22 protein-coding genes are annotated in these 25,364 nt (G+C 57.6%); 15 read left to right on the top strand and 7 right to left on the bottom strand.

Annotated elements, in window-relative coordinates; all coding sequences use genetic code 11:
• Positions 1-26 precede the first annotated feature (26 nt).
• From XM38_RS09200 to XM38_RS09225, 6 genes are all read left to right on the top strand, one after another.
• The gene (locus XM38_RS09200) at positions 27-1,058 is read left to right on the top strand and encodes a hypothetical protein (protein WP_088429600.1); all 1,032 of its coding nucleotides are present in this window, start codon (positions 27-29) and stop codon (positions 1,056-1,058) included.
• 111 nt (positions 1,059-1,169) lie between these two features.
• A complete protein-coding gene (locus XM38_RS09205) occupies positions 1,170-1,955 on the top strand; it encodes a hypothetical protein (protein ID WP_088429602.1) in 786 nt (261 codons plus the stop codon).
• Between the two features lie 26 nt (positions 1,956-1,981).
• A complete protein-coding gene (locus tag XM38_RS09210) occupies positions 1,982-2,560 on the top strand; it encodes a hypothetical protein (protein ID WP_187329344.1) in 579 nt (192 codons plus the stop codon).
• Between the two features lie 148 nt (positions 2,561-2,708).
• The gene (locus XM38_RS09215) at positions 2,709-3,449 is read left to right on the top strand and encodes a hypothetical protein (RefSeq protein WP_088429606.1); all 741 of its coding nucleotides are present in this window, start codon (positions 2,709-2,711) and stop codon (positions 3,447-3,449) included.
• A gap of 175 nt (positions 3,450-3,624) precedes the next feature.
• Positions 3,625-5,766, top strand: coding sequence for a hypothetical protein (locus XM38_RS26895; protein WP_225889260.1), 2,142 nt, complete (start codon positions 3,625-3,627; stop codon positions 5,764-5,766).
• On the top strand, positions 5,757-8,609 hold the full coding sequence (locus XM38_RS09225; RefSeq protein ID WP_256995767.1) for a LamG domain-containing protein: 2,853 nt from the start codon (positions 5,757-5,759) through the stop codon (positions 8,607-8,609). The genes XM38_RS26895 and XM38_RS09225 overlap by 10 nt, the downstream gene beginning before the upstream one ends.
• A 235-nt stretch (positions 8,610-8,844) precedes the next feature.
• On the opposite strand, the gene pdeM is transcribed toward XM38_RS09225, so the two are convergent.
• Entirely contained in the window at positions 8,845-9,522 is a 678-nt protein-coding gene (gene pdeM / locus XM38_RS09230; protein ID WP_080810591.1) for a ligase-associated DNA damage response endonuclease PdeM, read from the bottom strand.
• A 111-nt stretch (positions 9,523-9,633) separates the two neighbouring features.
• Between pdeM and ttcA the strand changes: the two genes are divergently transcribed.
• The 4 genes from ttcA (at position 9,634) to XM38_RS09250 (ending at position 13,902) form a co-directional block, all read left to right on the top strand.
• The gene (ttcA, locus tag XM38_RS09235; protein WP_088429610.1) at positions 9,634-10,485 is read left to right on the top strand and encodes a tRNA 2-thiocytidine(32) synthetase TtcA; all 852 of its coding nucleotides are present in this window, start codon (positions 9,634-9,636) and stop codon (positions 10,483-10,485) included.
• Positions 10,486-10,828: 343 nt separating this feature from the next.
• Positions 10,829-11,902, top strand: coding sequence for a GDP-mannose 4,6-dehydratase (gene gmd / locus XM38_RS09240; RefSeq protein ID WP_088429612.1), 1,074 nt, complete (start codon positions 10,829-10,831; stop codon positions 11,900-11,902).
• A gap of 81 nt (positions 11,903-11,983) precedes the next feature.
• Positions 11,984-12,943 (top strand): GDP-L-fucose synthase family protein, encoded by a 960-nt coding sequence (locus XM38_RS09245; protein ID WP_088429614.1) that lies wholly within the window; start codon positions 11,984-11,986, stop codon positions 12,941-12,943.
• A 380-nt stretch (positions 12,944-13,323) separates the two neighbouring features.
• On the top strand, positions 13,324-13,902 hold the full coding sequence (locus XM38_RS09250; protein ID WP_225889261.1) for a DUF2996 domain-containing protein: 579 nt from the start codon (positions 13,324-13,326) through the stop codon (positions 13,900-13,902).
• Positions 13,903-13,929: 27 nt separating this feature from the next.
• On the opposite strand, the gene purH is transcribed toward XM38_RS09250, so the two are convergent.
• On the bottom strand, positions 13,930-15,486 hold the full coding sequence (purH, locus tag XM38_RS09255; protein ID WP_080810582.1) for a bifunctional phosphoribosylaminoimidazolecarboxamide formyltransferase/IMP cyclohydrolase: 1,557 nt from the start codon (positions 15,484-15,486) through the stop codon (positions 13,930-13,932).
• Positions 15,487-15,681: 195 nt separating this feature from the next.
• Between purH and XM38_RS09260 the strand changes: the two genes are divergently transcribed.
• Entirely contained in the window at positions 15,682-16,173 is a 492-nt protein-coding gene (locus XM38_RS09260) for a pentapeptide repeat-containing protein (protein ID WP_088429616.1), read from the top strand.
• 75 nt (positions 16,174-16,248) lie between these two features.
• Here XM38_RS09260 and XM38_RS28825 read toward each other — a convergent pair whose 3' ends face one another.
• A complete protein-coding gene (locus tag XM38_RS28825; protein WP_391540806.1) occupies positions 16,249-16,749 on the bottom strand; it encodes a dual OB domain-containing protein in 501 nt (166 codons plus the stop codon).
• Between the two features lie 98 nt (positions 16,750-16,847).
• A complete protein-coding gene (locus tag XM38_RS09270) occupies positions 16,848-17,507 on the bottom strand; it encodes a riboflavin synthase (RefSeq protein WP_088429618.1) in 660 nt (219 codons plus the stop codon).
• Between the two features lie 321 nt (positions 17,508-17,828).
• On the opposite strand from XM38_RS09270, the gene XM38_RS09275 reads away from it, so the two are divergent.
• From XM38_RS09275 to XM38_RS09290, 4 genes are all read left to right on the top strand, one after another.
• Positions 17,829-18,347, top strand: coding sequence for a bifunctional nuclease family protein (locus tag XM38_RS09275; RefSeq protein WP_080810578.1), 519 nt, complete (start codon positions 17,829-17,831; stop codon positions 18,345-18,347).
• A 44-nt stretch (positions 18,348-18,391) separates the two neighbouring features.
• Positions 18,392-19,516: an aldo/keto reductase gene (locus tag XM38_RS09280; protein ID WP_080810577.1), complete on the top strand. Its 1,125-nt coding sequence runs from the start codon at positions 18,392-18,394 to the stop codon at positions 19,514-19,516.
• Entirely contained in the window at positions 19,507-20,211 is a 705-nt protein-coding gene (locus XM38_RS09285) for a polysaccharide deacetylase family protein (RefSeq protein ID WP_080810575.1), read from the top strand. Before XM38_RS09280 ends, XM38_RS09285 begins: the two co-directional genes overlap by 10 nt.
• Positions 20,212-20,367: 156 nt before the next feature.
• On the top strand, positions 20,368-21,570 hold the full coding sequence (locus tag XM38_RS09290; RefSeq protein WP_088429620.1) for a ferrochelatase: 1,203 nt from the start codon (positions 20,368-20,370) through the stop codon (positions 21,568-21,570).
• 8 nt (positions 21,571-21,578) lie between these two features.
• On the opposite strand, the gene XM38_RS09295 is transcribed toward XM38_RS09290, so the two are convergent.
• From XM38_RS09295 to fabG, 3 genes are read right to left on the bottom strand one after another with little or no spacing between them, the layout of a single operon-like run.
• Positions 21,579-23,615 carry a serine/threonine-protein kinase gene (locus XM38_RS09295; protein ID WP_080810573.1) on the bottom strand — a complete coding sequence of 679 codons (2,037 nt, stop codon included), beginning with the start codon at positions 23,613-23,615 and terminating at the stop codon, positions 21,579-21,581.
• Positions 23,616-23,669: 54 nt separating this feature from the next.
• Positions 23,670-24,554: a CPBP family intramembrane glutamic endopeptidase gene (locus XM38_RS09300; protein WP_080810572.1), complete on the bottom strand. Its 885-nt coding sequence runs from the start codon at positions 24,552-24,554 to the stop codon at positions 23,670-23,672.
• Positions 24,541-25,236 (bottom strand): 3-oxoacyl-ACP reductase FabG, encoded by a 696-nt coding sequence (fabG, locus tag XM38_RS09305; RefSeq protein ID WP_080810571.1) that lies wholly within the window; start codon positions 25,234-25,236, stop codon positions 24,541-24,543. Before fabG ends, XM38_RS09300 begins: the two co-directional genes overlap by 14 nt.
• Between the last annotated feature and the right edge of the window lie 128 nt (positions 25,237-25,364).

Here is a 25,364-nt window from a genome sequence, read left to right on the forward strand (position 1 = left end):
CACCCCGCCTGCCAGGAGGATCTGCCATGCCATCCATTCCCGCCGCCGCCATGACCTCGGTCACGGTCCAGGGGCCGCTCTGGTCCGCTCAGGTACAGCTGGTGGAATTAGCTCAGCCCCAAAGCCACTGGGCCTTTCGCACCCTGTTTCTAAATCAGCGCCAGCGGCGGGGCTTGGGGGTCGATGCCATCCACTTGCCAGGCACCCTGCTGTTGCTAGGCAGTGTCTCCCAGGTGAGCGTCGATCTCGGTGGCGGCGGCAGCTTTCAGTGGCAGCGGTCGGTAAGTCCTACCCCTCCCTTTACGCCGGAGCGCCTCCGCCAGTTTCTCAACAGTGGTGACCTGTCTCTGTTGCTGGTGCAGGCGGAGCCGGGACAGTGGCCGGAAACCTTCCCCCAGGAGGCAACCCCCAGCTTTTTCCCCGACCGCCTCACCTGCCTCACCGGAGAGATTCCTCTGCCCTGGCCCCAGGCGCCCCAGAGTGACGCGCAAATTTCTCAACTTTACCGGGGGCTGTCGTTGGAGATTCCCAGTCAGGGGGTGGATGGGCTGCAACAACGACCGGGAGCCAGTCGCTTACTGAGCCCGCTCAGTGTCCATAGCGGCGGTCTTTCCATTTATGGTCAGGTGCAACTGCCCTGGCAGACCCAACCGCTGGCGGCTGTGTTTCAACTAACCCAGCGCCTGCCCAGCGGTGATATTCCCCAACTGCGGTTGACCCTGGAGCCCGATCGCATCTTACCCCGCCGAAGCCGCAGGCTTCATCGCCGCCTGGGCCGCCCTCGATCAGGCCCTGAATCCCGCCTACTATTGACGAGGCGGGCCATGGTACCCGACTGGGTTACTCTGGCCATCGTTGACCCCAGCGTGCTGCCGCAACTGGCCTGGGAAATTCCCCCCTGGGGACAGCCACCGCAACTCTACCTGCCCCCGCAGGAAATCACCCTATTACTTAGGCGATCAGGCCCTGGTAATCAAGCCACTCCAGCCACCTCCCTGGCCCAGGTGGTGCCTGACACGGTTCAGGGTTCGCCCCACTGCCGAGGGCATAGCAGCTGATCTTGACCATGATTCAGCCGCAGGCGACACCGACTGATACGGTCAGTCAGCTCCGCTACGGAGGGCCAACGCCGCCCGGACACGTGGCAAGAAACCATTACCCTAGAGCAGTTGCAAACCGCCTTTAGCCCGGTGGCTACCCCCCAGGTGCTGCGGCGGCAGCAGGGACTGGCAGAACCCACCTGGACTAGTGGCGAGGACGCCACACCGATTGAGCCGCCGCTACTATGGGGATTCATGCCCTTGGAAGATGGCTGGGCCCAGGTGCCGGTGCCCAATCTGAGTGAGCAGATCTATTTAGATAGTCGGGTCGCCGGTTCTTTGGCCACTGCTGCCGAGACCTCTCCTCTGTTGCAGGGAGCTGTGGCCCTGGGCAATGACCATCCCCAAGTGCTGTCCCGCTATCGCCAAGAGCAGCCCTGGAATCTCACCCTCACCAATGCCGCTCATCTAGATGGTACCTGGACGTTGGCCTCGACGGCAGCAGGGTTGGAGTTGCGCCGGATTGCCCTGACTCTGGAGCAACCGGAAATCACCCTGAACGGACTGTTCTGGCTCAGTACCGGCAAGCCCCGGCGGCAAGACGCTTTACCGGATCTAGAGGACTGGATTGCCGGGGTGCGATCGCATCCCCTGCGGACCCTGGCCCCGGACGGCGGCATATTTCCGCCGGTCTTAACGCTCACCCTGGATACCCTGGAACTTAGCCGTCGCTCAGCCGCCGAAGAGCGCTCCTCGGCCCAGCTGCAGGGATGGCAGTTCACTTACGCAGTAGACACCACCGAACGCACCTGGATTTTAGAGGATGATACCGAGAGATTACGGCTACCGTGCTGCAGCGGCTGGTGGACCAGAGAGTGTTGCCGGCGGATAGCTTCAGTCGCCACCGCCCCCTAGTCTGGCAACGGCACGGCACCCTGCCCATGGTTCAGGCCCTGCCCCTGACCCAGCAGCAGTCTCCGCCCAACTTTCCCAGCGCCAGTCGCCAATTGGTCCCCTATGAGTTGCCCGTAGCCCCAGCCAATGGCACCCCGGCCCTACCCCAAACCTGGCGATTCGGGGTCGCCGGTGAGAATGGAGCCGCCGCCTGGCCCCGGTTGCACTCGGCGGCGCTACCTGCCCGGGAGTGGCACACCCTAGCCGATCTGCCCCTGGTCTCTCTGTCGCTGCCGGGACTGGTCCTACAGCCGCAGGCTGAGACCCTGGCCCTAGAGTACCGCTTCGATCTGCCCTACACCGATGAGATCAATGCCCTGGCCCAGTTGCCGCAGGAGCCACCCGATCCCCAGCAGGTATCGCCCCGGCCCCAGGATCCGCCGCCGCAACCGCCCGCTCCCCTGACTCGGGAAACCCTGGCCCCCTACTGGCAGGAGTTGAGTAACCTGGCCAGCCTGGCGGCGGCTGATGGGGTGGTGGCCTTCCAGGAGGGGGATGGGGCCCTCCAGCATTTAGTGGAACCCTGGCCTTGGCCTGTCAGCGTGGACGCGGCCCTGACCCAGTAGTACCGGCGAATTGGTGTTGTCAGGGGGGGCCAGCACTCACCTTGGGCGAGGAAAGGGTATTGGCCGGTATTTCCGGACACTTTGCCTTGGCGGAAAATCGACTGACTCGCCTGGCTCCTGGAACCCGTGGCTGCCAGATGCCTATGCCGTGACGGCAGGCAGTCTAGCGGCCCACTCTGAGTCGGGTGGCCTCAGTGACCAGCGGGGGTTGACCCGCTTCGGTGCGATCGCATCAGCCGATCTCCCCATCAATCTGATCAAGACTCCCATAGCATTTCAGGCCACCCCCGATCGCCGCCTTGCCTATGAACTCGTGAGTCTGCAGCAGCCAGAGTCCCTACAGGGAGGCGGCACTCCCTGGCAACTCTGGTTTCGCGATCTCCCCGTCCAGACCCTAGATCCTGAACGCGGCGAATTTCGTCGCCAGGATACCGTTTCACCGGTGGCCAAAGAGCTTCACAGCGACATCAACGATCCCGAAGCCCTCTCCCGAGACCACAACTTTCTCAATGGCTATGAGTGGCGTTTGGCCGCCGAGGCTGCCCCACCGTTAGACCTCTTCGGCCTACACTTCTATCCCCTCACCCTAGAGCGAGTCGATATCCAAAATGACCAGGTGATGGTGGTGGAGATCGTCGGTCGCCTGCAGCTCCCCTTGCCCGGTCAAGACGAGAAGAAGACGCCACACGAAGAAAACGCCAATCCCGCATCTGAGCTTAAGGATCTCGGCAATGCCGTGCGCCTGCGTTACCAGCGCCAGACGACTGAGGGCTCCTTAGAGCTGAGCCGGGTCAGCCTCGACTCGGCTGTGGCCGAATGGCCCCTGGCCCTGGATGCCAACGGAGAAATCACCGATGCCCCCTGCTCACCTGGCAGACCCTGCGGCTAGTCGACGGGACCCTGCGCCTGGGGAGACCCAATGATACGGAGGGCGGCCAGGTGTGGTTGCGATTCTTCCGATTTGGTCAGGAATGGGCCTTGCCATTACCCGCCGATGCCCTGCAATTTCCCCAGCCCCAACCAGTGGTCTATGAATTTCCGCCGCCCTCATCCTCAGATTATGTGTGGCCCCCAAGGCAGTCCATCTGCGCTTGGATATGGAGACTGCCAGCTACCAGCATCAAGCCTTTTTAGATCTCGGCCTGCGCCTGGGCCGCTCCCGCCCAGAGGGCGGCGAATCGCGCTCGGTGTTTGAGGCCCTGGTGCAGTTTTCCCTAGTATCTGCCTCGCTAGCTCCCACCTGGGAGCAGTCCAGCCTATTCTTCGGCGATCTGCAGGCGGGTGACGAGGCCGAAGTAGTAGCGACCCCCAGTAGTCTGCAGTTTCGCTGGCAAGGTTACACGGCCACCTCAAGCAATTTACCGCCAACGGCATTACAATTGCTGCCCGGCATGCATTTGGACCGTCCTGAAGCAGCCGGAGGCTACGCTGTTTTAACCTTTGCCACGGCAGCGGCTCCAGAGGCACCGTCAGACGACTTACCAACCCCGGCGGTGTATCCGGTCTTCAGACTAACGGCTGCCTTCATGGAAACCCTGCTGTTTTGTCGTTGGGGCACATTTCTCCAGACACCAGCAACAACAGAAGCAACTCGCTCAGGGACACGCCAGCAAATCTATGGCTCCACCGCCGGCGATCTCACCGTTGGCTATACCGCCCGCTGGCAACTCGACCCCGACGCTCCCGCCGCCAACCCAGGTACCTGGCAAGAGTCCCTATTACTCAACGGCTTCCTAGAAGTCAAAAACGTGATCTCCTGGCCTCAAGCCCTGGAACTCAGCAGCCAGGCAGATGCCAACGGCGTGGTCATGACCACCCTAACCTTACCTGCGATTGAGACTCCCAACGGAGAAACCGCTGCCCTCAACCATGTGCGGCATACGGCCAGAGTGTTGTTCAATCAGCATGTCTTACCTCCGGAGCTGCTCGCCGCTGGTGCCGGAGAACTCTTTTTCCAGCTTGCTTCCGACCACTCATGGCAGTTTCTGGCCGTCGTCGAACACCAGCTGATCAACGTGGCCTCCACCTCTGACCTGGCTAGCCACCAACTCACGGGTGACCGGCGCTGGACCATTACCCAGGAAGTGCGGCTGGTTACCCCGGCGGGGTTCAAAACCTTCCTGGAAAGCCATCGCTCTGGTCAGACCATCGATGCGGTTATCGGCGTCGACAGCTTGGGCGATAGCAGTGATAGCTATCTGACCGCTAGCCTGCGGGATCAACTCACTGTCGGAGAAACCGCTGAACTGGATCGACTCTCTGAGAAAACCCTATTGGTGGAGATGAGCGCCGTGCACTGGGTGCGGCAACCGACCTCGACCTCAGCGGTCTCGGCGGCTACCACTCGAGGTAGCGGCACCACTTTACAATTTCTCCCTAACGGCACCCAATTGGGCCTGCTCAGCAGCCCTGAGGATTATGGCGCCTCCGATCCCCATGACCCGGCTTGGCTGCTATTGACCTTACCGCTATTGGGCCGTTTGCAAGCTCAAGAGGCTGATGAGCTGCCAACCACCGTCACAGATGCCCTCAGTCCCCTGCAGGTGGATCCGATACTGCTGTTAGCCCAGCCATCTACCACAGTGACGAATCTACGGCTGCTGTCAGCCCTGACTCACTGGGGACGAGAGGATGCCATTACCCTGGCCGTGACTGGCTTCGACACCGCTGCTGGCCGTACCTGGGCGCGTTTAGATCCCCTCTCTCTAGAAGAAAGCTGGTTCCGCCTGCAGACCCCGCCTCCGGAAACTAGTCCCGACAGCTTCCAGAGCATCTTGGCCGCCTTACCCGAGACCCCAGCCCGCCAGAGTCGAGCCGCCGCCCTGGCCCACGCCTTCCGAGTGGTCCGCCCTACCTATCCCCCCCAGACCTTGTCCATCTCTGCCTCGGAAAGCTCAGGAGATAATTTCCTCCACTGGCGTCCCCACAGCCTCTTAGCCCCCTCCGGGGTCAGTCGCCTAGGGGATGGCCTAGAGCTCCTGTATCGCTTCGATGGCAGCAGCGGAGACCAAATTCCCGACGATTCCCAAGTAGATCCGCCTCTGAACCTGACCATCGACAATGCCGCCGCAACCGCGGAGTTTCTACCGGGGGAGGCCTACGAATTCGCCAAGCAACCATTATCCAGGCCTCGCCTCCAATCAATAAGCTCCTGGCGGCCTGCCGGGCCAGCAACGCCTTCACCCTGGAAATCTGGATTTCCTTAACCGCCGATCAGCTCTTCCAGAATAATGCCCGCATTGTCACCCTGTCGGTGAATAATCAGAACAGCTACTTCTCGCTGGTCATGCGGGATAACCGGAATGGTCACTATGCCCTGCGGCTGCAGACCAGTGACGGTGATGCCAGTATCGAGAGTGCCTTCAGCTCTATTGCCCCGGGGTTGACTCAACTGGTCTTCAGTCTTACCTCGGCGGGAACGGGCCATGTCTATGTCAATGGGGTAGAGCAGCCCCAGCAGCGCCAGTCTATCGCCGGTGCCTTATTTGCAGCGGATGACATCGCAGATGATCGCTTCAACCTGGCCTTTGCCAATGAAAATGGCAATTTCCCGCGGCCTTGGTTGGGGGAGCTTCACTACGCCGCCCTCTACAGCCAGCCCTTACCCGCCGCCGAGGTAGCCCATCATTATCAACTGGGCGTGGCGCTGTTAAGAACCTATCGCCAGCGTCCCTATCCCTGGCATGGCACTGGCTTACAACTACGGAGCAGCCGCCTCTGGAGTTCGACGGCTGATGCAGCGATTCAGCGCTACCCGGCGGCCACCCTATTACCGGCCCTGCTGCAGTTAGAAACTACCCCCAATCCCATCCCCTGTAGTTTGGCTGTCAGTCCCTACCTAGGGTTAGACTTTCGACCCGCTCAAGGGACATACGAGCGACGAATCGTCTCTGCCGAACTGCTGGGTCTAAATCCAACGTCTGGCCAGTTGCTGCCGGTAGCCAGCCACCTGTGGGAAGCCACTCAAGATGCGATCGCCCTCGACGATGAGAGGTTGACTGCCAGCATCGACCAGTGGGCCCAGCAGACTCATATTCGCTTAGCCCCCGACTCGGCCATCGCCATCCTGCGATTGCGGGAGCTCCGGCAACTGACCTCGGAGAATCCAAATCAGACAATGGCTGTCTTACAGCCTCGATATCGCTTCCGCATCGTGCCCAATATCCAGATTCGCCAGTCGCTGACCCAACGCACCTTCAATCTCAGATCTCAGGTGAGCCAACTGCGGTTCCGGCAAGGACAATTTGGAGGATATCAGCTGCCGCAGAATCTGCACCCAGTAGAGCTGGCCCCACCCCAGGTGATCGGGGTTCAGCCCTTATACTTGCCTGAGCGACCCGAGTCAGATGCTGCGGGAGCATGGCCTTGGGGATTGAGTAGTTTGCGCCTCAGTGTGCAGTACACCCAGGACCAGCAAGGCGTGATCGGTCCCTATGATGACTCGGAAACTCTCTGGTGGCAGGCGCCCCAGTATGGTTTGCAGTTTCGCTCGGCCTTACCGGAAGATGGGCCTACTGCCGGGCTGCCTCCCTATTTCCGAGCCACAGCCATTAAGAGCTTGTTGCCGGTATTGCCGACGCCGCCCTTGCCGGCCATGGTGGATACTGATGCCTGGCAACCGATTCTGCCGGGCCACCTACACTATTTTCTGGTGGGAGATCGACCGGGAGCTATGTTGGCCCTGCGCCACCAACTGCTGCGGCAGGCGGCCAGCGCTGGCAATCTGGTGTCCGGTAGTGTGCCGGTGCAGCACCGCTATCCCCGGCCTGTGCCCTTGCCCTCTAATCAAAACCCAAACACGGCGCTACGGACCTGGGCCAGTTATTTCGATCTGGGCAGCAGCCATCGCCTCACCCAGGCTCCCAGCGACACGGCCTTTTTCGCCGGTTTCTTAGATGAGAGTAGCGGGCTATTGCAACCTGCTCGAGGTCTAGAGTTAACGATCAGGGAGCCTGTCCAGGGTGTGATTGACTCCAGCTGGGACGGTCGTCTGGAATTCAGTGCTCAGGCCCAAATTGGATTTTCGCCGCAGTCAGAAGTTGTCGATGAGGCGTGGGACATCCAGGTGACGATTATCAGTGGTGGTCTCACCCTCACCTATGAGCAATTCCCAGAGGGTCACTATGACTTGAGTGCCGACCAACAGCAACGCCTACAGCGATTGCTAGCGGAGCGACAACCAGGGGAAACCCTGACCGTGTGTGCCAAGGTAAACCCCAGGGCCATCGAGGATGGATTCTATCAGACCCTAACCTTCCCGCTGCGGCTGCGGGATCCGGACGCGTTACCGTTACCCCTGACCCCTTACTTCATTCATTTCGAAGATCCCGAGTACAATCGCCAGTTGGCCTCCTCGGCAGCCCATGCCGCCCGAGAGATTTCCTTGCCAGGCGATGGTGACGAGCTGGTCACCTACCGTGCTAAGTTGGCCTGCGATCGCAGAGAATACAATCCCGATAGCCAGATGGCCCTGCGCTACGACTGGGATGATGATGCCGTTACAGGCACTGCCGACCTGACCATCCAGCGCATCGATGCCAATGGCATTTCCGCCGACCTAGTGTTACTCAATGGATCCTTAACCGGGATTGCTCCCGGCCGACTGTTACAGTTTTCCCTGGCCGACCTGCGCCGACCCGGTCAAGAGCAACCGCCGCTGCTACAGACGGGCATGGCCCTGCAATTGACCTTGACCTTGAGATCTAGGCAGGATGTGCCGATTGATAGTGATCCTGTGGTGCTCACCGTCACTATCGTGGCCGATCCTGTGATTCCAACCCCTGACGCCGCCTATGCCCTGTTGCGACAACGGCAATCCGATGGAGTCGAGTGCGTCCGCTTCGCCTGGGGCCCCGCCGCCGGCCGCATCGAGCTGTTGCGGGCCGATGATTTGCGGACTGAAATCGTGCGCCGACGAGCCGTCTTTCAGTGGTCAGACACGGCCAGACCCCTAACGCCTGAAACCTCTGACGGCATTCACTATGCCCTGCAAAAGATCGGTGCCACCGGGGCTACCCACACCACCGATTTCCAGTCGCCGGCATCCTAAGACAAAAAACTCCCCCAGGATACCCCCAGGGGAGTGAATGGAACGCCATAGCGAGGAGTGCCGACCCAGAGCCCTATGATGGCTTAATGGGCTGAGCTCCTGTGCTGATGTGTCAATTGTTACCGACTCGCTACTGAAGTAGGGTGATGGTCATCATGTCTCTTGGTGACCTCTGTCTCCATAGCCGGTGACATCGCAGCCTTAACCCGATGATGCAGATCACACCTGGACTCGCTCAACTACCACGTCTACAGTGGCCCTGAAAAGGAATGATCTGGTCCTCCGCTACCCCATAGGCAACGGCATCCCCTGAAAGGGCAATATCATAGCCGCCGGTAAACTCTCCAAAGGAGGGCAGGGTCAGCCGCCGTTGGGAGGGCTGCCAGTGAAAGCAGGGTAACCGTAAGCTATCCAGGGTAGTCTGCAGCCGGATCCGAGGATGGACATGACCGCAAATATTCACGAGAATGTCAGCGTCCATCACCGGTTGGGGTTCATGGCTCAGCAATACTGCATCCCGCTGCACCAACTCTTGCCAGCAGTGAATCGAGAGCTCTTCCCAGGCTGCCTTGAGAGGACGATCGTGGTTGCCCAGAAGCAAGTGCACTGATATCGCCACCTCCTCTAAAAATCGGCACCAATGCTCTTTGACAGTCTCGACTAGCCCGATCTGACTGTGGAATAGATCACCCAAGATCCAGAGTTGTTGAGGTCGCCAGGTTTGGCACAACCGTTGCAGGCGCGCCAACGTGGCATCGTTGATTTGGCTGGATACTGGCACACCATGAGCTTGAAAGGTCTCCGGTTTACCCAGATGCACATCGGCCACCAGCAGCGATCGCATCGCCTCAATATACACAGCCCGCTGCGGCAGCAACTGTAACCGCACCGATCCCAACACTAGTTCTTGCATCTGTTTTCTCACAGCCGTCTCTATAGTCTGATCGGGAAGGGACCACAACCCTAGCTTGAGTCCTATCACCCCTGTTCTTACAATAGGCAGTGATTCCGCCGGGCCCAACCTATGGATTCCAGTACAATACCCACCTCCAAAAGCTTCAAAAAATTACAGGCGCGTCTGCGGGGGCTGGTGGGCAAAGCCATTCATCACTACGGCATGATCCGAAACGGCGATCGGGTCATGGTCTGTGTCTCTGGCGGCAAAGATTCCTATACCCTGTTGGATCTACTGCTGAGCCTCCAGCGCAATGCTCCCATCTCGTTTCAGATCCTGGCGGTTAACCTAGACCAAAAACAGCCTGGCTTTCCGACCCAGGTATTACCTGAGTATTTCGAAGCGAAAGGTATCCCCTATCGCATCGTCGAACAAGATACCTACAGCACTGTTAAGCGAGTAGTTCCTGACGGCAAAACCATGTGTGGCCTTTGTTCGCGGCTGCGGCGGGGGATTCTCTACCGAGTAGCGGCAGAGGAGGGAGCCACCAAGATCGCCCTAGGCCACCACCGAGATGACATCGTCGAGACCTTCTTCCTCAACCTATTCCATGGGGGACAGCTGAAAGCCATGCCCCCGAAGCTCCTCACCGATGACCACCGCCACATCGTAATTCGCCCCCTGACCTACTGCCCAGAAGCCGATATCGCTCGCTACGCTCGTCAGCGCCAATTTCCCATCATTCCCTGCACCCTCTGTGGCTCCCAAGACACCCTGCAACGGCAGCAGATCAAGCAGATGCTGCAGACTTGGGAACGAGAATGGCCAGGACGGACAGAGCAGATCTTCCGCAGCCTCCAGACCGTGGCCCCCTCTCAATTGGCCGACCGGGACTTGTTTGACTTTGCCAACCTCGATGCCCAGCGCTCACGACTCCAGGACAGCCCATCCCCAACTAAAGTCTTTGCAGAGAAAACATAGAGTCTTGATTTTCAACCCGATAGGACAGGTTAAGGTTGTTAAGAAATATAGTCCGGGCTCGGGTGTTTATGCCTAATCTAGGTCGCGATTTAGAGCATTTCCTTGAGAAAGCTTCAGATCTGGCCTCAGACAAGGTGAAAACCCCGAAAATACTCTCTAGATTTGGGATTTCCCGCAAATACTACTATTTCTCTCGTGTAACGCGGCAGTCCAATAAGATGCTCAGTTAGGATGATCAGTTTCCCAGTTCATGTTGGAACTATGGGATTAGTCGCAACTGTGCTTACACAGTACTACCGCTGGACCCTGGAGAAACCCTGTCATACAGAAGGAAACATTAGACATTATGGACACTAAACGGGCGCTAATTACTGGGATTACGGGTCAGGATGGTTCCTACCTAGCCGAATTGCTCTTAGAGCAAGGGTATGAAGTCCACGGCATTATCCGACGAACCTCTACCTTCAACACCGATCGCATCGACCATATCTATGTTGATCCCCATAATGAAGCTGCTCGCATCTTTCTCCACTATGGCGACCTCACCGATGGCACCACCCTGCGCCGCATCCTAGAAGAGGTCAAGCCCCACGAAGTTTATAACTTGGGCGCCCAGTCCCATGTGCGAGTTAGCTTCGATTCTCCCGAATATACGGTGGACTCCGTGGCCATGGGCACCCTGCGAGTCTTAGAAGCTATCCGAGACTACCAACATCGTACCGGCATTCAAGTGCGGTTTTACCAAGCGGGATCCTCGGAGATGTTTGGCAAGGTTCAGGAGATTCCTCAAAAGGAAACGACTCCCTTCTATCCCCGCAGTCCCTATGCCTGTGCCAAGGTCTATGGCTACTGGCAGACCCTGAACTATCGAGAGGCCTACGATCTCTTTGCCTGTAACGGCATTTTGTTCAATCACGAATCGCCCCGCCGTGGCGAAACCTTTGTTACCCGCAAAATCACGCGGGCCGTCGCCCGCATCGTGGCAGGGCAGCAGAGGAAACTCTACCTAGGCAACCTGGATGCCAAACGCGACTGGGGCTATGCCAAGGATTATGTCAAGGCCATGTGGTTGATGCTGCAGCAAGACACCGCCGATGACTATGTGATTGCCACGGGAGAAACCCACTCCATTCGCGAATTCTTGGACATTGCCTTCCAGCATGTCAATCTCGACTGGCAAGACTATGTCGAGTTTGATCCTCGCTATCTGCGGCCCGCCGAAGTAGAACTACTGATTGGGGATCCGGCCAAGGCCCAGCGACAGCTCCATTGGGAACCCACGGTGACCTTTGAGGGACTAGTGAAATTGATGGTCGATGCTGATCTAGAGGCGGTTGGAATCTCCCCAACCAGCAATGGCAATGGCAATGGAGATATCGCCACGATTCGTAGCGCCATCACTAACGCATTTGCCTAGGGCCCATAATTCAATAAGTACACGGATTAATGGCATCCCTGAACTCGAGCATACCCGATATGGCGCTAACACTTTACTGCTATGGATAGTTTAGATCTGAGCCAAAAACGAGTTGTAGTCACCGGGGGAGCTGGCTTCCTTGGTAGGCAAGTGGTCAACCAGTTGATCCAGGCTGGGGCCGCTCCCGAGCGGATTACGATTCCCCGCTCGCGAGACTGTGATTTACGTCGGTGGGACCACTGTCAGCAAGCGACGGCAAACCAAGACATCATCATTCACTTGGCGGCCCATGTGGGTGGCATCGGCCTCAATCGTGAGAAGCCGGCCGAGTTGTTCTATGACAACTTGATGATGGGGGCCCAACTGATTCACGCGGCCTATGAGGCGGGTGTCGAGAAGTTTGTCTGTGTGGGCACGATTTGTGCTTACCCCAAATTTACACCCGTTCCCTTTAAGGAGGACGACCTGTGGGCTGGCTATCCTGAGGAAACCAATGCCCCCTATGGTATTGCCAAGAAGGCTTTGCTAGTACAGCTGCAATCCTATCGGCAGCAGTACGGATTCGATGGCGTTTATTTGTTGCCGGTTAATCTGTACGGCCCTGAAGATAACTTCGATCCCCGTAGTTCCCATGTGATTCCGGCCCTGATTCGCAAGGTCCATGAAGCTCAGATCGAGGGCAAGCAGCAATTGCCAGTGTGGGGTGATGGCAGCCCCACCCGGGAGTTTCTCTACTCTGAGGATGCAGCTCGGGGGATTGTCCTGGCAACGCGACGGTTCAGCGGCCCTGAGCCCGTGAACCTAGGCACGGGTTATGAAATCTCGATTCGAGATCTGGTGGAGCTGATTTGTGATCTGATGGAGTTTGATGGGGACATCGTCTGGCAGACCGATAAGCCTAATGGTCAGCCTCGCCGTTGCCTGGATACCCGACGGGCCAAGGCCCTATTCGATTTTGAAGCCCAGGTAAGCTTTCGACAGGGGTTACAGAACACCATTGATTGGTATCGACAGCATGCGGCGGTGCTGCAACCTGTGTAGGGATTGAGGGCGACTGGTGCTGGGCTACCCGATTTTGTCGGGTAGCTTTTTTATTGCGTATATGCAGCTACAGGCCATCTGTCGTGTCCTCAGAGGACATTTGAAAACTCGGCTGAAAGCCCTGCAGGGTAAGCTTAGAGCGTATGGCTCTGTTGGCCAGAATCCAGTCTGGAGCAAGGTTGCAGGGTACTTTCCAAATATCCTCTCAGCTGACCCGCGAAAATTATAAAGGGAACTTATCCAAATCTGCTGTGATGTCAATGGGCGGCAGGTGGGCAGGCTCTGGGTGATGCCGTACCATGGGGGAGAATGCCTTCATCGCAATGCGGTGAACGAACTTAGAGGGAAAAGGGTTGATAGCACCTATGGCTGACGAGAATATGCCTAATAAGACTAATCAATCGTCATCCCAGCCATCTGAGCAGACCTCGTCTAAGCAGGTCTCTAACCAGGATGAGAATGGGGCGTCAGGTAAATCTTCGGCAAAGACAACGAATCCCTCAGCAAATCAAGGCTCGGCCAGTAAGAACTCGGCGAAGGCGAAGGGGGATAGTGCTAAGGCCAAGAAAAAGGAAAAGCCCCCTGAACCTGAGGAAAAACCCTTCCAGGAATTCATTCGGCAGCATTATCTACCGGATCTAGAGCAGGCCCTGAAGGGGGAAGGTCTAGAGGATATCCAGTTGGAGTTTGATCAACAGCCGCTGCCGGTGGTGGGAGCTGATCCTGCTACGGAGTACTGGCAAGTGCGGGGTCGCTGGCAGGGCGGTAAGCGCTGGTTTGCGATCGCATTTACCAAAGAAGACATCAAAGGGCCGAAGCTCTTTTCCTATGCCGACAACGGGGCCAAGCCCAGCACTATCGAGCAGTTCATGGGAGACGAACGCAAGGTGAATCTGGGCCTGATGGTGCTTTACGCGGTGCAGCGGCTGAACGCGCAGAAATGGCTGACTCGCAATTGAACCGGTCCTGGTCAAATAGCAGCAGGGTTAGTGCCAGAAATGGCGAGTGCCGGTAAAAGCCATGACCACACCGAGCTCATTGGCTGCATCGATGGAGTCTTGATCGCGGCGGCTGCCCCCCGGCTGCACGATGGCTCGAATGCCAGCGGCGGCGGCAGTACGGACAGAATCGTCAAAGGGAAAGAAGCCATCACTGGCTAGGACCGCCCCCTGGGCCTGTTCCCCAGCCTGGTTTAGGGCAATGGTTGCCGCCCCCACTCGATTCATTTGACCGGCACCAATGCCTAGGGTGGTGCGATCGCAACTGACCACGATGGCATTAGATTTCACATGCTTCACCACTTGCCAGGCAAACTGTAGTTCTGCCAAATCTTCCTGGCTAGGGCGGCACTCCGTCACAATCTGCCACTGGTCAGCAGCATCTAAGTGTTGATCGGTGGCCTGCACCAAAAACCCACCGGCAATGGACTTAACCTCTTGGGCAGGCCCCTGAGTGAGGTCAGTCAGGGTCAAGAGTCGCAGATTCTTCTTCTGCGCCAAAATGGTCTCAGCCTCTGGCGCGCACCCTGGAGCGATAACACACTCCAGAAACGTTTGGGTCAGGGCGGCAGCGGTCTCGGCATCAATGGGCTGATTCAGCGCCACAATCCCCCCAAAGGCCGAGACGGAATCGGCCCCATAGGCCCGCCGATAGGCTGCCGCCAAGGGACTTCCCACGGCAACACCACAGGGATTAGTATGCTTTAACACCGCTGCTGCCGGCATGTCAGGATCGAACTCGGCAATCAGGCGGCGGGCCGCTTCTAAATCGACCAGATTGTTATAGCTCAGTTCCTTCCCCTGCACCTGAGTGGCCCCAGCCCAGCCCTGGGACACCGTGCCGGTACGATACCAAGCTGCCGTCTGATGCGGGTTTTCGCCATAGCGTAGCCCCTGCTGTCGGCTCCCTATCAGGCGCCAGCGCTGGGGCAAGCCAGCCGAGGCTGGCACTGATGTCACCTCTGTTCCATCTAGGTAGGTGGCAATTGCCTGATCATAGGTAGCCGTATGCCAGAAGGCCTCACGGGCGCAGGCGCGGCGAAAGTCCAACGGGGCATCGCCATGATGACGCAGGGCCTCTAGGTAGGGGGCGTATTGGGTCGCCTGGCAGAGCACCGTCACATGATCATGGTTTTTGGCGGCGGCCCGGAGTAGGGTGGGGCCGCCGATATCGATCTGCTCGATCGCTTCCGGCACGGTTACCTGGGAGCGCGCAATGGTCTGCTCAAAGGGATAGAGATTCACCACCACCAGATCGATAGGGCGAATGCCTTGCTCCGCCAGATCTTCAGCATCGCTAGCCTGATCACGACGGGCTAAGATGCCGCCGTGAATACGAGGATGCAGCGTCTTCACCCGGCCCCCTAAAATTTCTGGAGAACCGGTGTAGTCACTCACCCTAGTGACTGGAATATCCGCCTCAGCTAGACTGCGAGCCGTGCCCCCGCTGCTAACCAGCTCGAAGCCAAACGCCTCCACCAGGGTACGGGCAAAGCTCACCAGCCCCGTCTTATCCGAGGTGCTCAGCAGTGCCAGACGCGCCATATCTGTTCTCCCCTAAATTTGCCCTCCACACTATAGCGGAAAACCCGAAACAACTTAGCCAAGCTGTCGTTGGCGAAAGTGGCCCCCTATCTCTCCAGCTCCTTGGTCCATCGCCACTATTGACCGGCCCGATCACTGCCAAGTTGGCCCCTAATCATCGTAGGATCAAAGGCGTAGGGATGAGGGCAGTCATCCATGGACATTCTTGCCAACGCCCGTCGCCTAGTAATCGGGCTACTATTGTTGGGACTGTTGGGTTTGGCCTGGCCCGGTCTAACGATGGCGGAGAGCTTTGACCGGCAGAACCTGCGCATGAGCGATTTCGCCCATGAAGACCTGCGGGGGAATGATTTTATCCGAGCCGATCTAGCTGGGTCTAACCTAGCCCATACCAACTTACAGGGAGTGCGGTTGTTCAGCGCCAATCTTTCCAAAGCCAACCTAGAGGGTGCCGATATGCGGGGAGCTACTCTAGATGGGGCACGGTTAATCAAGGCCAATTTAACCAACGCTCGTCTTGAGGGGGCCTACGCCGTTAGCACTGACTTTCGGGGTGCTGTCATTGATGGCGCTGATTTCACCGATGTCCTGCTAGACCCCACCATGAACGATATGCTCTGCGAGGTAGCCACAGGGACCAATCCTGACACTGGTCGAGAGACCCGAGAGACGCTCTATTGCCCATGAACTAGAGAGTATCGCTCTAGTTTGTAAGGTACGTCGTGAACATGACGCACCTTAGATTTTATTAAGACATAATATTTAGATACGTCTGAGATATTCGATAAAATGCTTTTTCTCTTCCTCTGTCAATTCACGTCTACGTGTTTTACTGTAATTTTCTTGAAGGTACTCTTGGGCTTGTGTAACTTTCCAACCTGCAAAGCACATTTCAACTAGAATTTGGTCATCTAAGGATAACTCTATAACTCCGGCAATGAGCTTCCAGCAAGGATCTGGTGGTCCAGTCCATTCTGCAGGAGTGTAGGGCATCCCAAGGCTGACAGTGACTAGGCAGGGTCTCTCTGGAAAGATTTCTCGATCTAGCAAATCTACAAGTTCAGGATCAGTAATTGGTAGATTCTGCAGAGAGTAACCTGTCCGAGTCCTTAGGGAAGCTTTCCATTGTTTGCCACCTGTTCTTCGAGAAGATTTAGCAGGCACAACAGAATCTACATAAATGAGTTGGAGAGACTTTCTTTGTTCTGCTGGTAAAGACTGTAAATAGGGAACCGAAACATATTTTTCAGTCGTATGCAGTATAGGACTATGAAGTTTTTACACGGCCCATAGGACAGAATCAGCCTAAAGATGATGAATGTCCACATTTCCCCATTTCTTGGGGGTAACTCTTGGCAGTGCTAGAGATACCCGTGGTCGGCTAGGAAGTCGAGATCGATGGCTACTCCTTGGGGTATGGCAGCTGAGGCATCTCGGTGTAGGAACCTCTCGACATATTTTCCCAGGATGTCTCCTTCTAGGTTAACGGCCTGGCCAGGCCGCAGGTACTGCAGGGTAGTCTCGCGGTAGGTCACCGGAATGACTGCGACTCGAAACCAGTTACCCCGATCGCCACAGTCGGCGACGGTGAGACTGATGCCGTTCACGGCGATGCTGCCCTGGGGCACAAGGTAGCGGGCTAGCTTAGGATTCGGGACAGAAAAGCTGATCTCCCAGGCATTGCCGGTTTCTGCGGCGGTGTCCAAATATCCCCAGCCGTCTACATGGCCAGTAACGAAATGACCACCAATTTTGCTACCCACCCGTAGGGAGGCTTCCAGATTGACCCAACTGCCCTCGGCCTGTTGCCCCAGGGTAGAGCGATCCAGGGTTTCTGGAGAGGCCGTAGCCAGGAAGCCCTGGGGTACCTGCTGTTCTACGGTCAGGCAGACGCCATCTACGGCAATGCTATCTCCTAAGGCCAAGTCTGCCAGTATCGGGGCCTGCGGGCAGTGGATGCGCAGTTGGTTGCGACCGACGGGATACATCCTGCCCAAGGCTTGAATTAAACCTGTGAACACGCTTATGTACCTTTGCTAAATTCTCAGGAATCTTGGCGGCAATCTAGAGCCAGATCAGGGCATACTTGAAGCAACGAGCTGTTCAGGTAAGGGTGGGGGTTAGGCAAATACAAATCTGATGTTCTGGTTCTCGGCGGAATGGTTTAGCTTAATAGTATAAGGGTTCGAGTTCTCTAAGCCTCTGATGGCGTAGACGATAATTGGTTAGGTACCCTTTGCTTGACTGCAGCTACCGTTTGAAGCAACTCGATTGCGTGTGTGTTTAGCCGAGTCTGAGTAACTCCGACGAACCTCTGCCTAGCGGATTCATGAGGCCAACCCATGATTGAAATGAAAGTCGCCGGAATTGCCCTTGACGCCGTCTCTCGCAGCCCAGTGGTCTTGCTGAGAGATACGGCTGACCGGCGGGCTCTACCTATCTACATCGGTGCAGACCAGGCCAAATCGATTATCAATGCCTTAGAGAACCAGGTGGCCCCACGGCCACTGACCCACGATCTGTTTATCAATTTGATCGATGAGTGGGAAATGTCCCTGGAACGGGTGGTTATCCACGCCCTGCGGGATAATACCTTCTATGCGCTGCTCACCCTGGTTCATGGCGATACCCGCCGGGAGCTAGATGCTCGCCCCAGTGATGCGATCGCAATTGCCCTGCGAGCCGATGCCCCCATCTGGGTAATGGAAGAGGTGATTGCCGATGCCTCCATCCCGGTGGATCGCGATGCGGATGAGGCGGAGAAACAGGCCTTCCGTGACTTCATCTCAAACCTCAGCCCCGCCGACTTCGGGCAGCACAAGGGCCGCCGCCCTAGCAACGATCCCTACGAAAATAGCTGACGCTATTACTGGAGATTGGCGAGGGATTCGCCGCTGCTGAGTCAATGCACTACCGCCGCTTTGGCACAACCAACCACCACATCTCTACCTTCTCCTTGGGGACCATGCGCTGCCTGGCCTCAGAAGACATCTTTCAGCAGACCGTTGCCCGGGCCCTAGCTCAAGGTATCAACCATATCGAAACCGCCCGCGGCTATGGCCAGAGCGAGCGGTTTTTGGGCCGCACCCTCCAGGCCTTAAAGGTTGCCCCTGACACCCTGGTCCTCACCAGTAAGATTCCCCCCAGCCCGGATGCCAGCAGCTTCGATCGCCACATCGATGAGACCCTAGAGCGACTCCAGGTGAGCCAGCTAGATTGCCTGGCCCTCCATGGCATCAACACCTGGCAGCACTTAGACTGGATTCGCCACCCCCAGGGCTGTATGCAAGCTGCCCAGGCTGCCCGCGATGATGGACGCATTGGCCATTTAGGCTTCTCCACCCATGGCTTTCGAGAAGTGATTGCCACCACCATTGAGACGGGCTACTTCGATTTTGTCAACTTGCACTACTATTACTTTTTTCAGCGCCATGAGCCTGTCATCGAGCTAGCCCACCACCAAGACATGGGAGTGTTCATCATCTCCCCCGCCGATAAGGGAGGGATGCTGTATCGTCCTCCCGATACCCTGAAAGCTCTCTGCCATCCCTTTGATCCCCTGTTGCTGACCTACCGCTGGCTGCTGAGCGATCCCCGCGTGACCACCCTCAGCATTGGCCCTGCCATCCCGGCAGAGATCTCCCAGGAATTGGCGACCCTAGATGATGGCCCCCTGACAGAGCAGGAGCAGGCCGCCCTGGATCGACTGGCGGCTCGCCCCACCACAGCCCTAGGGGCAGACCTGTGTCGCCAGTGTTATGCCTGTTTGCCCTGCCCAGAGGCCATTCACATCCCTGAGGTATTGCGGCTGCGCACCCTAGCCCAGGCCTATGACATGACTGCCTTCGGCCAGTATCGCTATGGCATGTTTGAGAATGCTGGCCATTGGTTTCCTGGTCGCAAAGCCAACCGCTGCACCAGCTGTGGCGACTGCCTGCCCCGTTGTCCCGAGAACCTCGATATTCCGACTCTGCTGCACCAGACCCACACTCAATTACAGGGACCAGAGCGACGACGACTATGGGGCTGATGATTCTTGCTATTGTCCTGCTGGTCTTGGCGGCAGGCACCCTGGTCTTGGCCCAACCACGGCCCCTGTTGAGGCTTATTCAGGCCCTGAGCCCTGGAGTACTGTTCTTCGTTGAGACCTCGCAACCGTTGGTAGCCCTGACCATCGACGATGGCCCCGACGGCGAGACGACTCCTGACATCCTGGCTGTGTTGGCCCGCTATCAAGTCACCGCCACCTTTTTCCTCATCAGCAGTCGCGTCCCCGGCCAGGGGGCCGTGGTCACCGCCATGGTGGCCCAGGGCCATGAACTGGGCAATCATCTCACTGAAGACCGCCCTAGCATTACCCTGAGTCGGGCTGAATTTACTGCGGCTTTGACCGCAGCCCATGATTGCCTAGCGGCCTTTGCTGCGCCGCGTTGGCTGCGTCCCGCCTCGGGCTGGTATCGCCCGGCCATGGTTGACATTGCCCATCGCCACGGCTACGGCGTAGCCTTAGGAGCTCCTTTCCCCTTCGACACTCACATCCCCTCGGTTGACTTTGCCTGTGGCCAGATCCTGACGACGATTCGGCCTGGCAGTATTATCATTCTCCATGACGGCGGTCAGCGGGGACGACGCACCCTGGTCGTGTTAGAGAGGCTCTTGCCCGTGCTGCAGGGGCGGGGCTATCGGGTGGTATCCCTATCTGAGCTGGTGGCTCTGGCGAGTTAAGCCGTTCCCGAAATCTTCACTATTTCCTCGGTTTTCTGGGTAATTGCCCGATACCTGCCCTATCGAACGATAGAGATTGGGCTGCTTCGAGCTGGAATGGCTGAAATCCCCTGGGGGGGGGTGTTAGCCTAAGGGGGTGACTTAAGACGCAACTGTATGGTAACGACTCCTGAAACCCGCCCCTACTCTGATGCTCCTGGCAGTTATCCGTCCGACCCATCGGCCACCGAGCGGGTGGCCGTATTGTTAATGGGGTACGGCGAAGTTGAGAGCTATGAAGACTTTGCCAACTACAACGAGCAGGCCCTGAACTTGCTGACGGCTAAATTCGCGCCAGTACCTACCTGGATATATCCTCCCTTAGCAAAGCTATTGGCTCTGTTTGACCGGCACGAGTGGAGTCATCAGCATGGCAACTTTATTTCGCCCCACAATGCCATCTTCGAGCGGCAACGGGCTGGGATTGAGGAGCGCCTACAGGCCCAGTGGGGGGAACGGGTCAAGGTCTTCAAGGCCTTTAACTTCTGCGCCCCCTATCTGCCGGATCAGATGTTGAGCCAGATTAAGCAAGAAGGCTTTGACAAGCTGCTGATTTATCCTCTCCTGGTGGTCGATTCGATTTTCACCAGCGGCATCGCTGTGGAACAGGTGAATCAAGCCCTGAGTCAATTAACTGATGGCGGTGAACACTGGTTGAAGGGAATCCGTTACATCCCCTCTTTCTTCGACCAACCGGACTATATCGATCTCTGTGCCCGCTTGGTGGAGGATAAGATCCAAGACTATTTGGCGGTGGCTCACTTGCCGTCTCAAACGGGTATTGTGTTGATGAACCACGGCTGCCCCCACCAGGCTAAGGGCTTTACCTCTGGAATTACCGAGAGCCAGGCCCTTTACGACCGGGTGCGGCAGCGATTGATTCACCGCTATCCTCTGATGTCGGTGGGTTGGCTTAACCATGACACGCCTTTGATCGAGTGGACCCAACCTAATGCCATGCTGGCGGCGCGCAATCTCATGGAGTTGGGAGCCACAGCCATTTTATTTATGCCCATCGGCTTTGCCACTGAGAATCACGAGACGCTCTTGGATGTGGAGCATATCATTGAGACCCTGCGACGGCAGCGTCCTGATGTCACCTACGTGCAGATGCCCTGTGTTAACGACCATGACGAGTTTCTCACCATGGCCGCAAATTGGGCCCAACCGCTGATTGAAGCGCTGCTATCGGAACAGGCTCTGGCAGTGCAGCCAGCCCTGGCCACAACCCAGGCTCAGGACTATAACGGCCATAGCCACGATCACGGTCATTCCCATGACCACGATCATCACCATGGCCATCACCATCATCCCCATTAGGGCCAGTCCTAGTCTGGACTCCCTTCCTCGTCACTGTCTGGAGGTGCTTCGTCGGTGGGTTCCCTTTCGGTGTTCTCTGGATCCTCCGACGGTGCTGCGTCCTCGGCCGAGGAAGAGTCTTCTGAGTCGGAGTCTGGCTCTGGAGCGGGTGGAACACTGACATCGTCTACGGCGATATCGAGGCGGTAGGCAATGGGGGTGTCTGAGGCGGACACGACGACGACTTCGTAGTAGCCGCTCTGGGGCAGCGCCCCTGACCAGGTGGTTTGACGGGCATCGGCGAGTAGATGGGGCTGCTCGTCTGTGGGGCTGGGTAGATACAGGGATAGCTGGGTGGATTGGGAGGGAGCCTGGAGATTTAGTCGCAGAAACTGGTCTGCTCTCAGGTTCATGATGTATACCCGTCCTCGGCCGGGGGCAATGGTGTCGTTAATTCGCTGCCGATAGGCGTCTCGGGCGAAGCGAATTTCTGAGAGCCGTTCCCCGGACTGCAGCGCCCGCACTTGGTCTGCTGCGATCGCAAACCAGATCTGCTCGATGGGCCCTGCCGTTGATCGATCGACTGAATACCCAGGGAAGCGACGGGCAAAGCGGGCATCAGCCAGGTCATACAGAGCGGTAGAACTCACATGGAGGCGGTTCATCTGGGCTTGCCAGCGCTCCCGAATCGCTGGGCTGTATTGCCCTAGGCGCTGGCGAGCTGGGCTGCTGAGATTGCCCTCAAACCAGCTCAGCATCTCTGCCGCCAAGGCATCCCACTCGGCCCGTAACTCGGCATCCTCTGGCCCCTCTCCCAGGGGCTGATCACGACGCTCCGGATAGCGCTGGTAGAAGAGCGCATCACTGAGGCGGACTAGATAGGCCCAATCGATCCCTAGCTCTTGACTGCGTTGCTGTAGGGCCTGGAGTCGGCCCTGTTCGACAGCCGACTGTCGCGTCCCCACCGTCTCGGCAGTGGGATCGCCACCCCATTGCCCCCCTCCCTGGCGTAGTCCCCACCAAATCAAGCCAGCCGTGATCAGCAGGAGAAACAAGCCCAGCAGCGCCTGCCAGAAGCCGGAGGCCGAGGGGGTCGGCGGTACTGCTGGCGGAGCATAGGCCGTTTGGGCAGGGGTGGCTAAGGGGGGCAGCGGTGGAGGCGCTTCCCAGCCAGGAGACGGGGCGGCTGCCATCGACTCCGCCGCCGCTGGCCTGGGCAGATTCAGGGCTTGCATCACTGCCAGGGCAGACCCATAGCGCTGCCCTGGACTCGGGGCCAACATCCGATCCAACACACTGGCCAGTTGGGCACCGACAGAGACCCGTTGCCGCCAGTGCCAGGTTTTTTGATCTGGATCATAGAGAGCCTGGGGAGAATGCCCCGTCAACAGCTCGACTACTGTGGCTGCCAGGGCATAGAGATCGACGGTGACATCGACCTCACCGTCGGCAAACTGCTCTATGGGGGCATAGCCTTCCTTACCCAGCCGCGTCTTGTCACTGGCGGCAGCACCGTCAAAGCCTAGGCGATGTTCCACCTGCTGAGCCAACTGTTTCACCCCACCGAAGTCAATCAGCACCGGCAGGCCATCGACATTACGCTGAATCAGATTATCGGGGGAGATATCTCGGTGGATGACACCAATGCTATGGAGATAGGCCAGCACCGGCAGCAGATGTTGCAGCAGCAGTCGCACATCTCCTTCGGAAAAGGTATCGCCATATTTGAGCCGGGCCGCCAGCAGATCCCGGTAGGTAGGCCCGTCAACATAGTCCTGGACCAGGAATAACCGGTTCTGGGTGCGCAATAATTCCCGGAAGCGAGGGATCTGGGGATGATTTAGCTGATAGAGAACCCCAGCTTCCCGCTCGAACAGTTGTCGCGCTTTTTCTAGGGCACTCTCGCCGCTAACCTGGGGAGCGAATTCCTTCAGCACACACAATTCATTGAAGCGGTGGCTGTCTTCGGCTAGGTATGTATGGCCAAAGCCGCCTCGCCCCAGCTCTCGCACGAGACGGTAGCGCCCACCGAGGGGCTGTTGTCCAAGGCTGACACCTGGCGACATGGTGATCTCTGGTTGCCTCCCTCTTGAGCCTGTAATGTCTGTCCTGCAATCCCCCTAGCCCTCTCTCTGCTGACGATTGGCGAAATAGGGCAACTGTGTGTGCTGGCGCGGCCAACTGCGGTAGATATAGCGACCAACCCAGGGCGCTGATAGCAGTAACAATAGCAGCGCCAACCACCAACCGGCGCGGAACTCCTCTAGGGTGGTCATGGCCACAGTCGTGCGGGTGGGACTTGTGGCTAATTCTAAGCTGGATGCGATCGCATTGTTGAGAGCATGGGCCAGAATCGGCACCCACAAAGTGCGGCTATGGAGATAGAGCAAGGCCAGCACCAAGCCAAACACAAAGAGACCCACCAGGTTCATGTGCAACAGCCCAAACAAAACCGACGTCAACACCACCGCCGGACCAATCCCCCATTTGCTGCCCCAACGGTGCAGCAATATCCCCCGAAACAGAAATTCCTCCGTCACCGGAGCCACCAGTAACACCGAAAATAGCGTCAGCCCGTTATACAGCCCTGGGGCCGCGGTGTCCGCCGCCGACAATAACAGTGGTTTCTGCAGCGTCGATTCTACCAGCGACGGCATGATCCAAGAGAGGCCATAGTAAGACAGTTGAAAGGCCGCCAAGGAAAAGATAAACACCGCCGCCATCAACCCCAGCAGGTGACGCCAAGGATACCCAGAGGGCAAGGTCCCCATCAAATACCGCAACCGCAGCCGCCGACTACGGCAACGCCGGACGATCCAACCGCAGAGACTGACAAAGGTGAGGGTATAGAGTGCCGGGGCCAATATGGGATCATCAGGCTGCAGGGGCAGAACCCGGACCGCCTCTAGCACATCCAGCAGCAGTCCAAAGAACAGCCCGAAGCCGAATAGCCCCAGCACTAAACTACGGGCCCGCAGAAACCGAAACGAATCAGCTGTCACCATATACAGGCACCGTTGCCCCTCGAATATCACCCGCCGCCTCGGAGGCTAAAAAGCAGATCACCCGGGCTAGGGAAGCTGGCTTCACCCATTGGTCAACCTGCTCGGTGCCCATGGCCTCACGGTTGGCTGGGGTATCGATAATACTCGGCAACACTGAATTGGCCGTAATCCGGCTGCCCTTGGTTTCTGCGGCGATGGCGCGAGTCAACGCCACAACCGCGGCCTTAGAGGCACAGTAGGCCCCCAGTTGGGCCGCGGGTTGCACTGCTCCCCGAGAGCCAATGGTGACGATACGACCATAGCCCTGAGCCTGCATTTTCTTAAGACTATACTTACAGGCTAGAAACGTGGTGTGCAGATTGAGGTCAAAGTCGTGACGCCACTCCTGAAAGCTATAGTCAGCAATGGCCCCCATGGCAAAGCCTCCCACCAGATGAATCAACCCATCTAATCGAGTCATCTCGGCGATCAACTGAACCACAGTGGTTTCATCACTTAAATCAGCCTGCAGAAATCGCACCCGCTCTAGCTGGGCAGGGGCCAGGTTCTGCTTCAGCTGCTCCACCTCGTCTTGATTGCGATAGGGCAAGGTCAGATAGGCTCCTTGGTTCAGGGCTTCCCGAGTCACCCCTTGGCCAAGGCCACCAGTGCCCCCCGTAATCAGTATCTGCTGTCCCTGCATAACTAGTCCTCATTCTGTGCACTGCCTTCACCATAGCGAGGCTGAGGCAAATCCTTGTACCTCACTAGCCTCAAAAACGCTGTCACCCGATATGACTCTATGAACACCAAGGGGATGACGGGCCAGCA

Origin of the sequence: Halomicronema hongdechloris C2206, from assembly GCF_002075285.3 — a bacterium.
Taxonomy (GTDB): Bacteria; Cyanobacteriota; Cyanobacteriia; order Phormidesmidales; family Phormidesmidaceae; genus Halomicronema_B; species Halomicronema_B hongdechloris.

Excerpts from the sequence above, each read along its gene's own strand:
- XM38_RS09200 (WP_088429600.1), top strand. The coding sequence starts at position 27 with ATGCCATCCATTCCCGCCGCCGCCATGACCTCGGTCACGGTCCAGGGG.
- XM38_RS09210 (WP_187329344.1), top strand. The coding sequence starts at position 1,982 with ATGGTTCAGGCCCTGCCCCTGACCCAGCAGCAGTCTCCGCCCAACTTT.
- pdeM (WP_080810591.1), bottom strand. The coding sequence starts at position 9,522 with ATGCAAGAACTAGTGTTGGGATCGGTGCGGTTACAGTTGCTGCCGCAG.
- ttcA (WP_088429610.1), top strand. The coding sequence starts at position 9,634 with ATGGATTCCAGTACAATACCCACCTCCAAAAGCTTCAAAAAATTACAG.
- XM38_RS09245 (WP_088429614.1), top strand. The coding sequence starts at position 11,984 with ATGGATAGTTTAGATCTGAGCCAAAAACGAGTTGTAGTCACCGGGGGA.
- XM38_RS09250 (WP_225889261.1), top strand. The coding sequence starts at position 13,324 with ATGCCTAATAAGACTAATCAATCGTCATCCCAGCCATCTGAGCAGACC.
- purH (WP_080810582.1), bottom strand. The coding sequence starts at position 15,486 with ATGGCGCGTCTGGCACTGCTGAGCACCTCGGATAAGACGGGGCTGGTG.
- XM38_RS09260 (WP_088429616.1), top strand. The coding sequence starts at position 15,682 with ATGGACATTCTTGCCAACGCCCGTCGCCTAGTAATCGGGCTACTATTG.
- XM38_RS09275 (WP_080810578.1), top strand. The coding sequence starts at position 17,829 with ATGATTGAAATGAAAGTCGCCGGAATTGCCCTTGACGCCGTCTCTCGC.
- XM38_RS09280 (WP_080810577.1), top strand. The coding sequence starts at position 18,392 with ATGCACTACCGCCGCTTTGGCACAACCAACCACCACATCTCTACCTTC.
- XM38_RS09285 (WP_080810575.1), top strand. The coding sequence starts at position 19,507 with ATGGGGCTGATGATTCTTGCTATTGTCCTGCTGGTCTTGGCGGCAGGC.
- XM38_RS09290 (WP_088429620.1), top strand. The coding sequence starts at position 20,368 with ATGGTAACGACTCCTGAAACCCGCCCCTACTCTGATGCTCCTGGCAGT.
- XM38_RS09295 (WP_080810573.1), bottom strand. The coding sequence starts at position 23,615 with ATGTCGCCAGGTGTCAGCCTTGGACAACAGCCCCTCGGTGGGCGCTAC.
- XM38_RS09300 (WP_080810572.1), bottom strand. The coding sequence starts at position 24,554 with ATGGTGACAGCTGATTCGTTTCGGTTTCTGCGGGCCCGTAGTTTAGTG.
- fabG (WP_080810571.1), bottom strand. The coding sequence starts at position 25,236 with ATGCAGGGACAGCAGATACTGATTACGGGGGGCACTGGTGGCCTTGGC.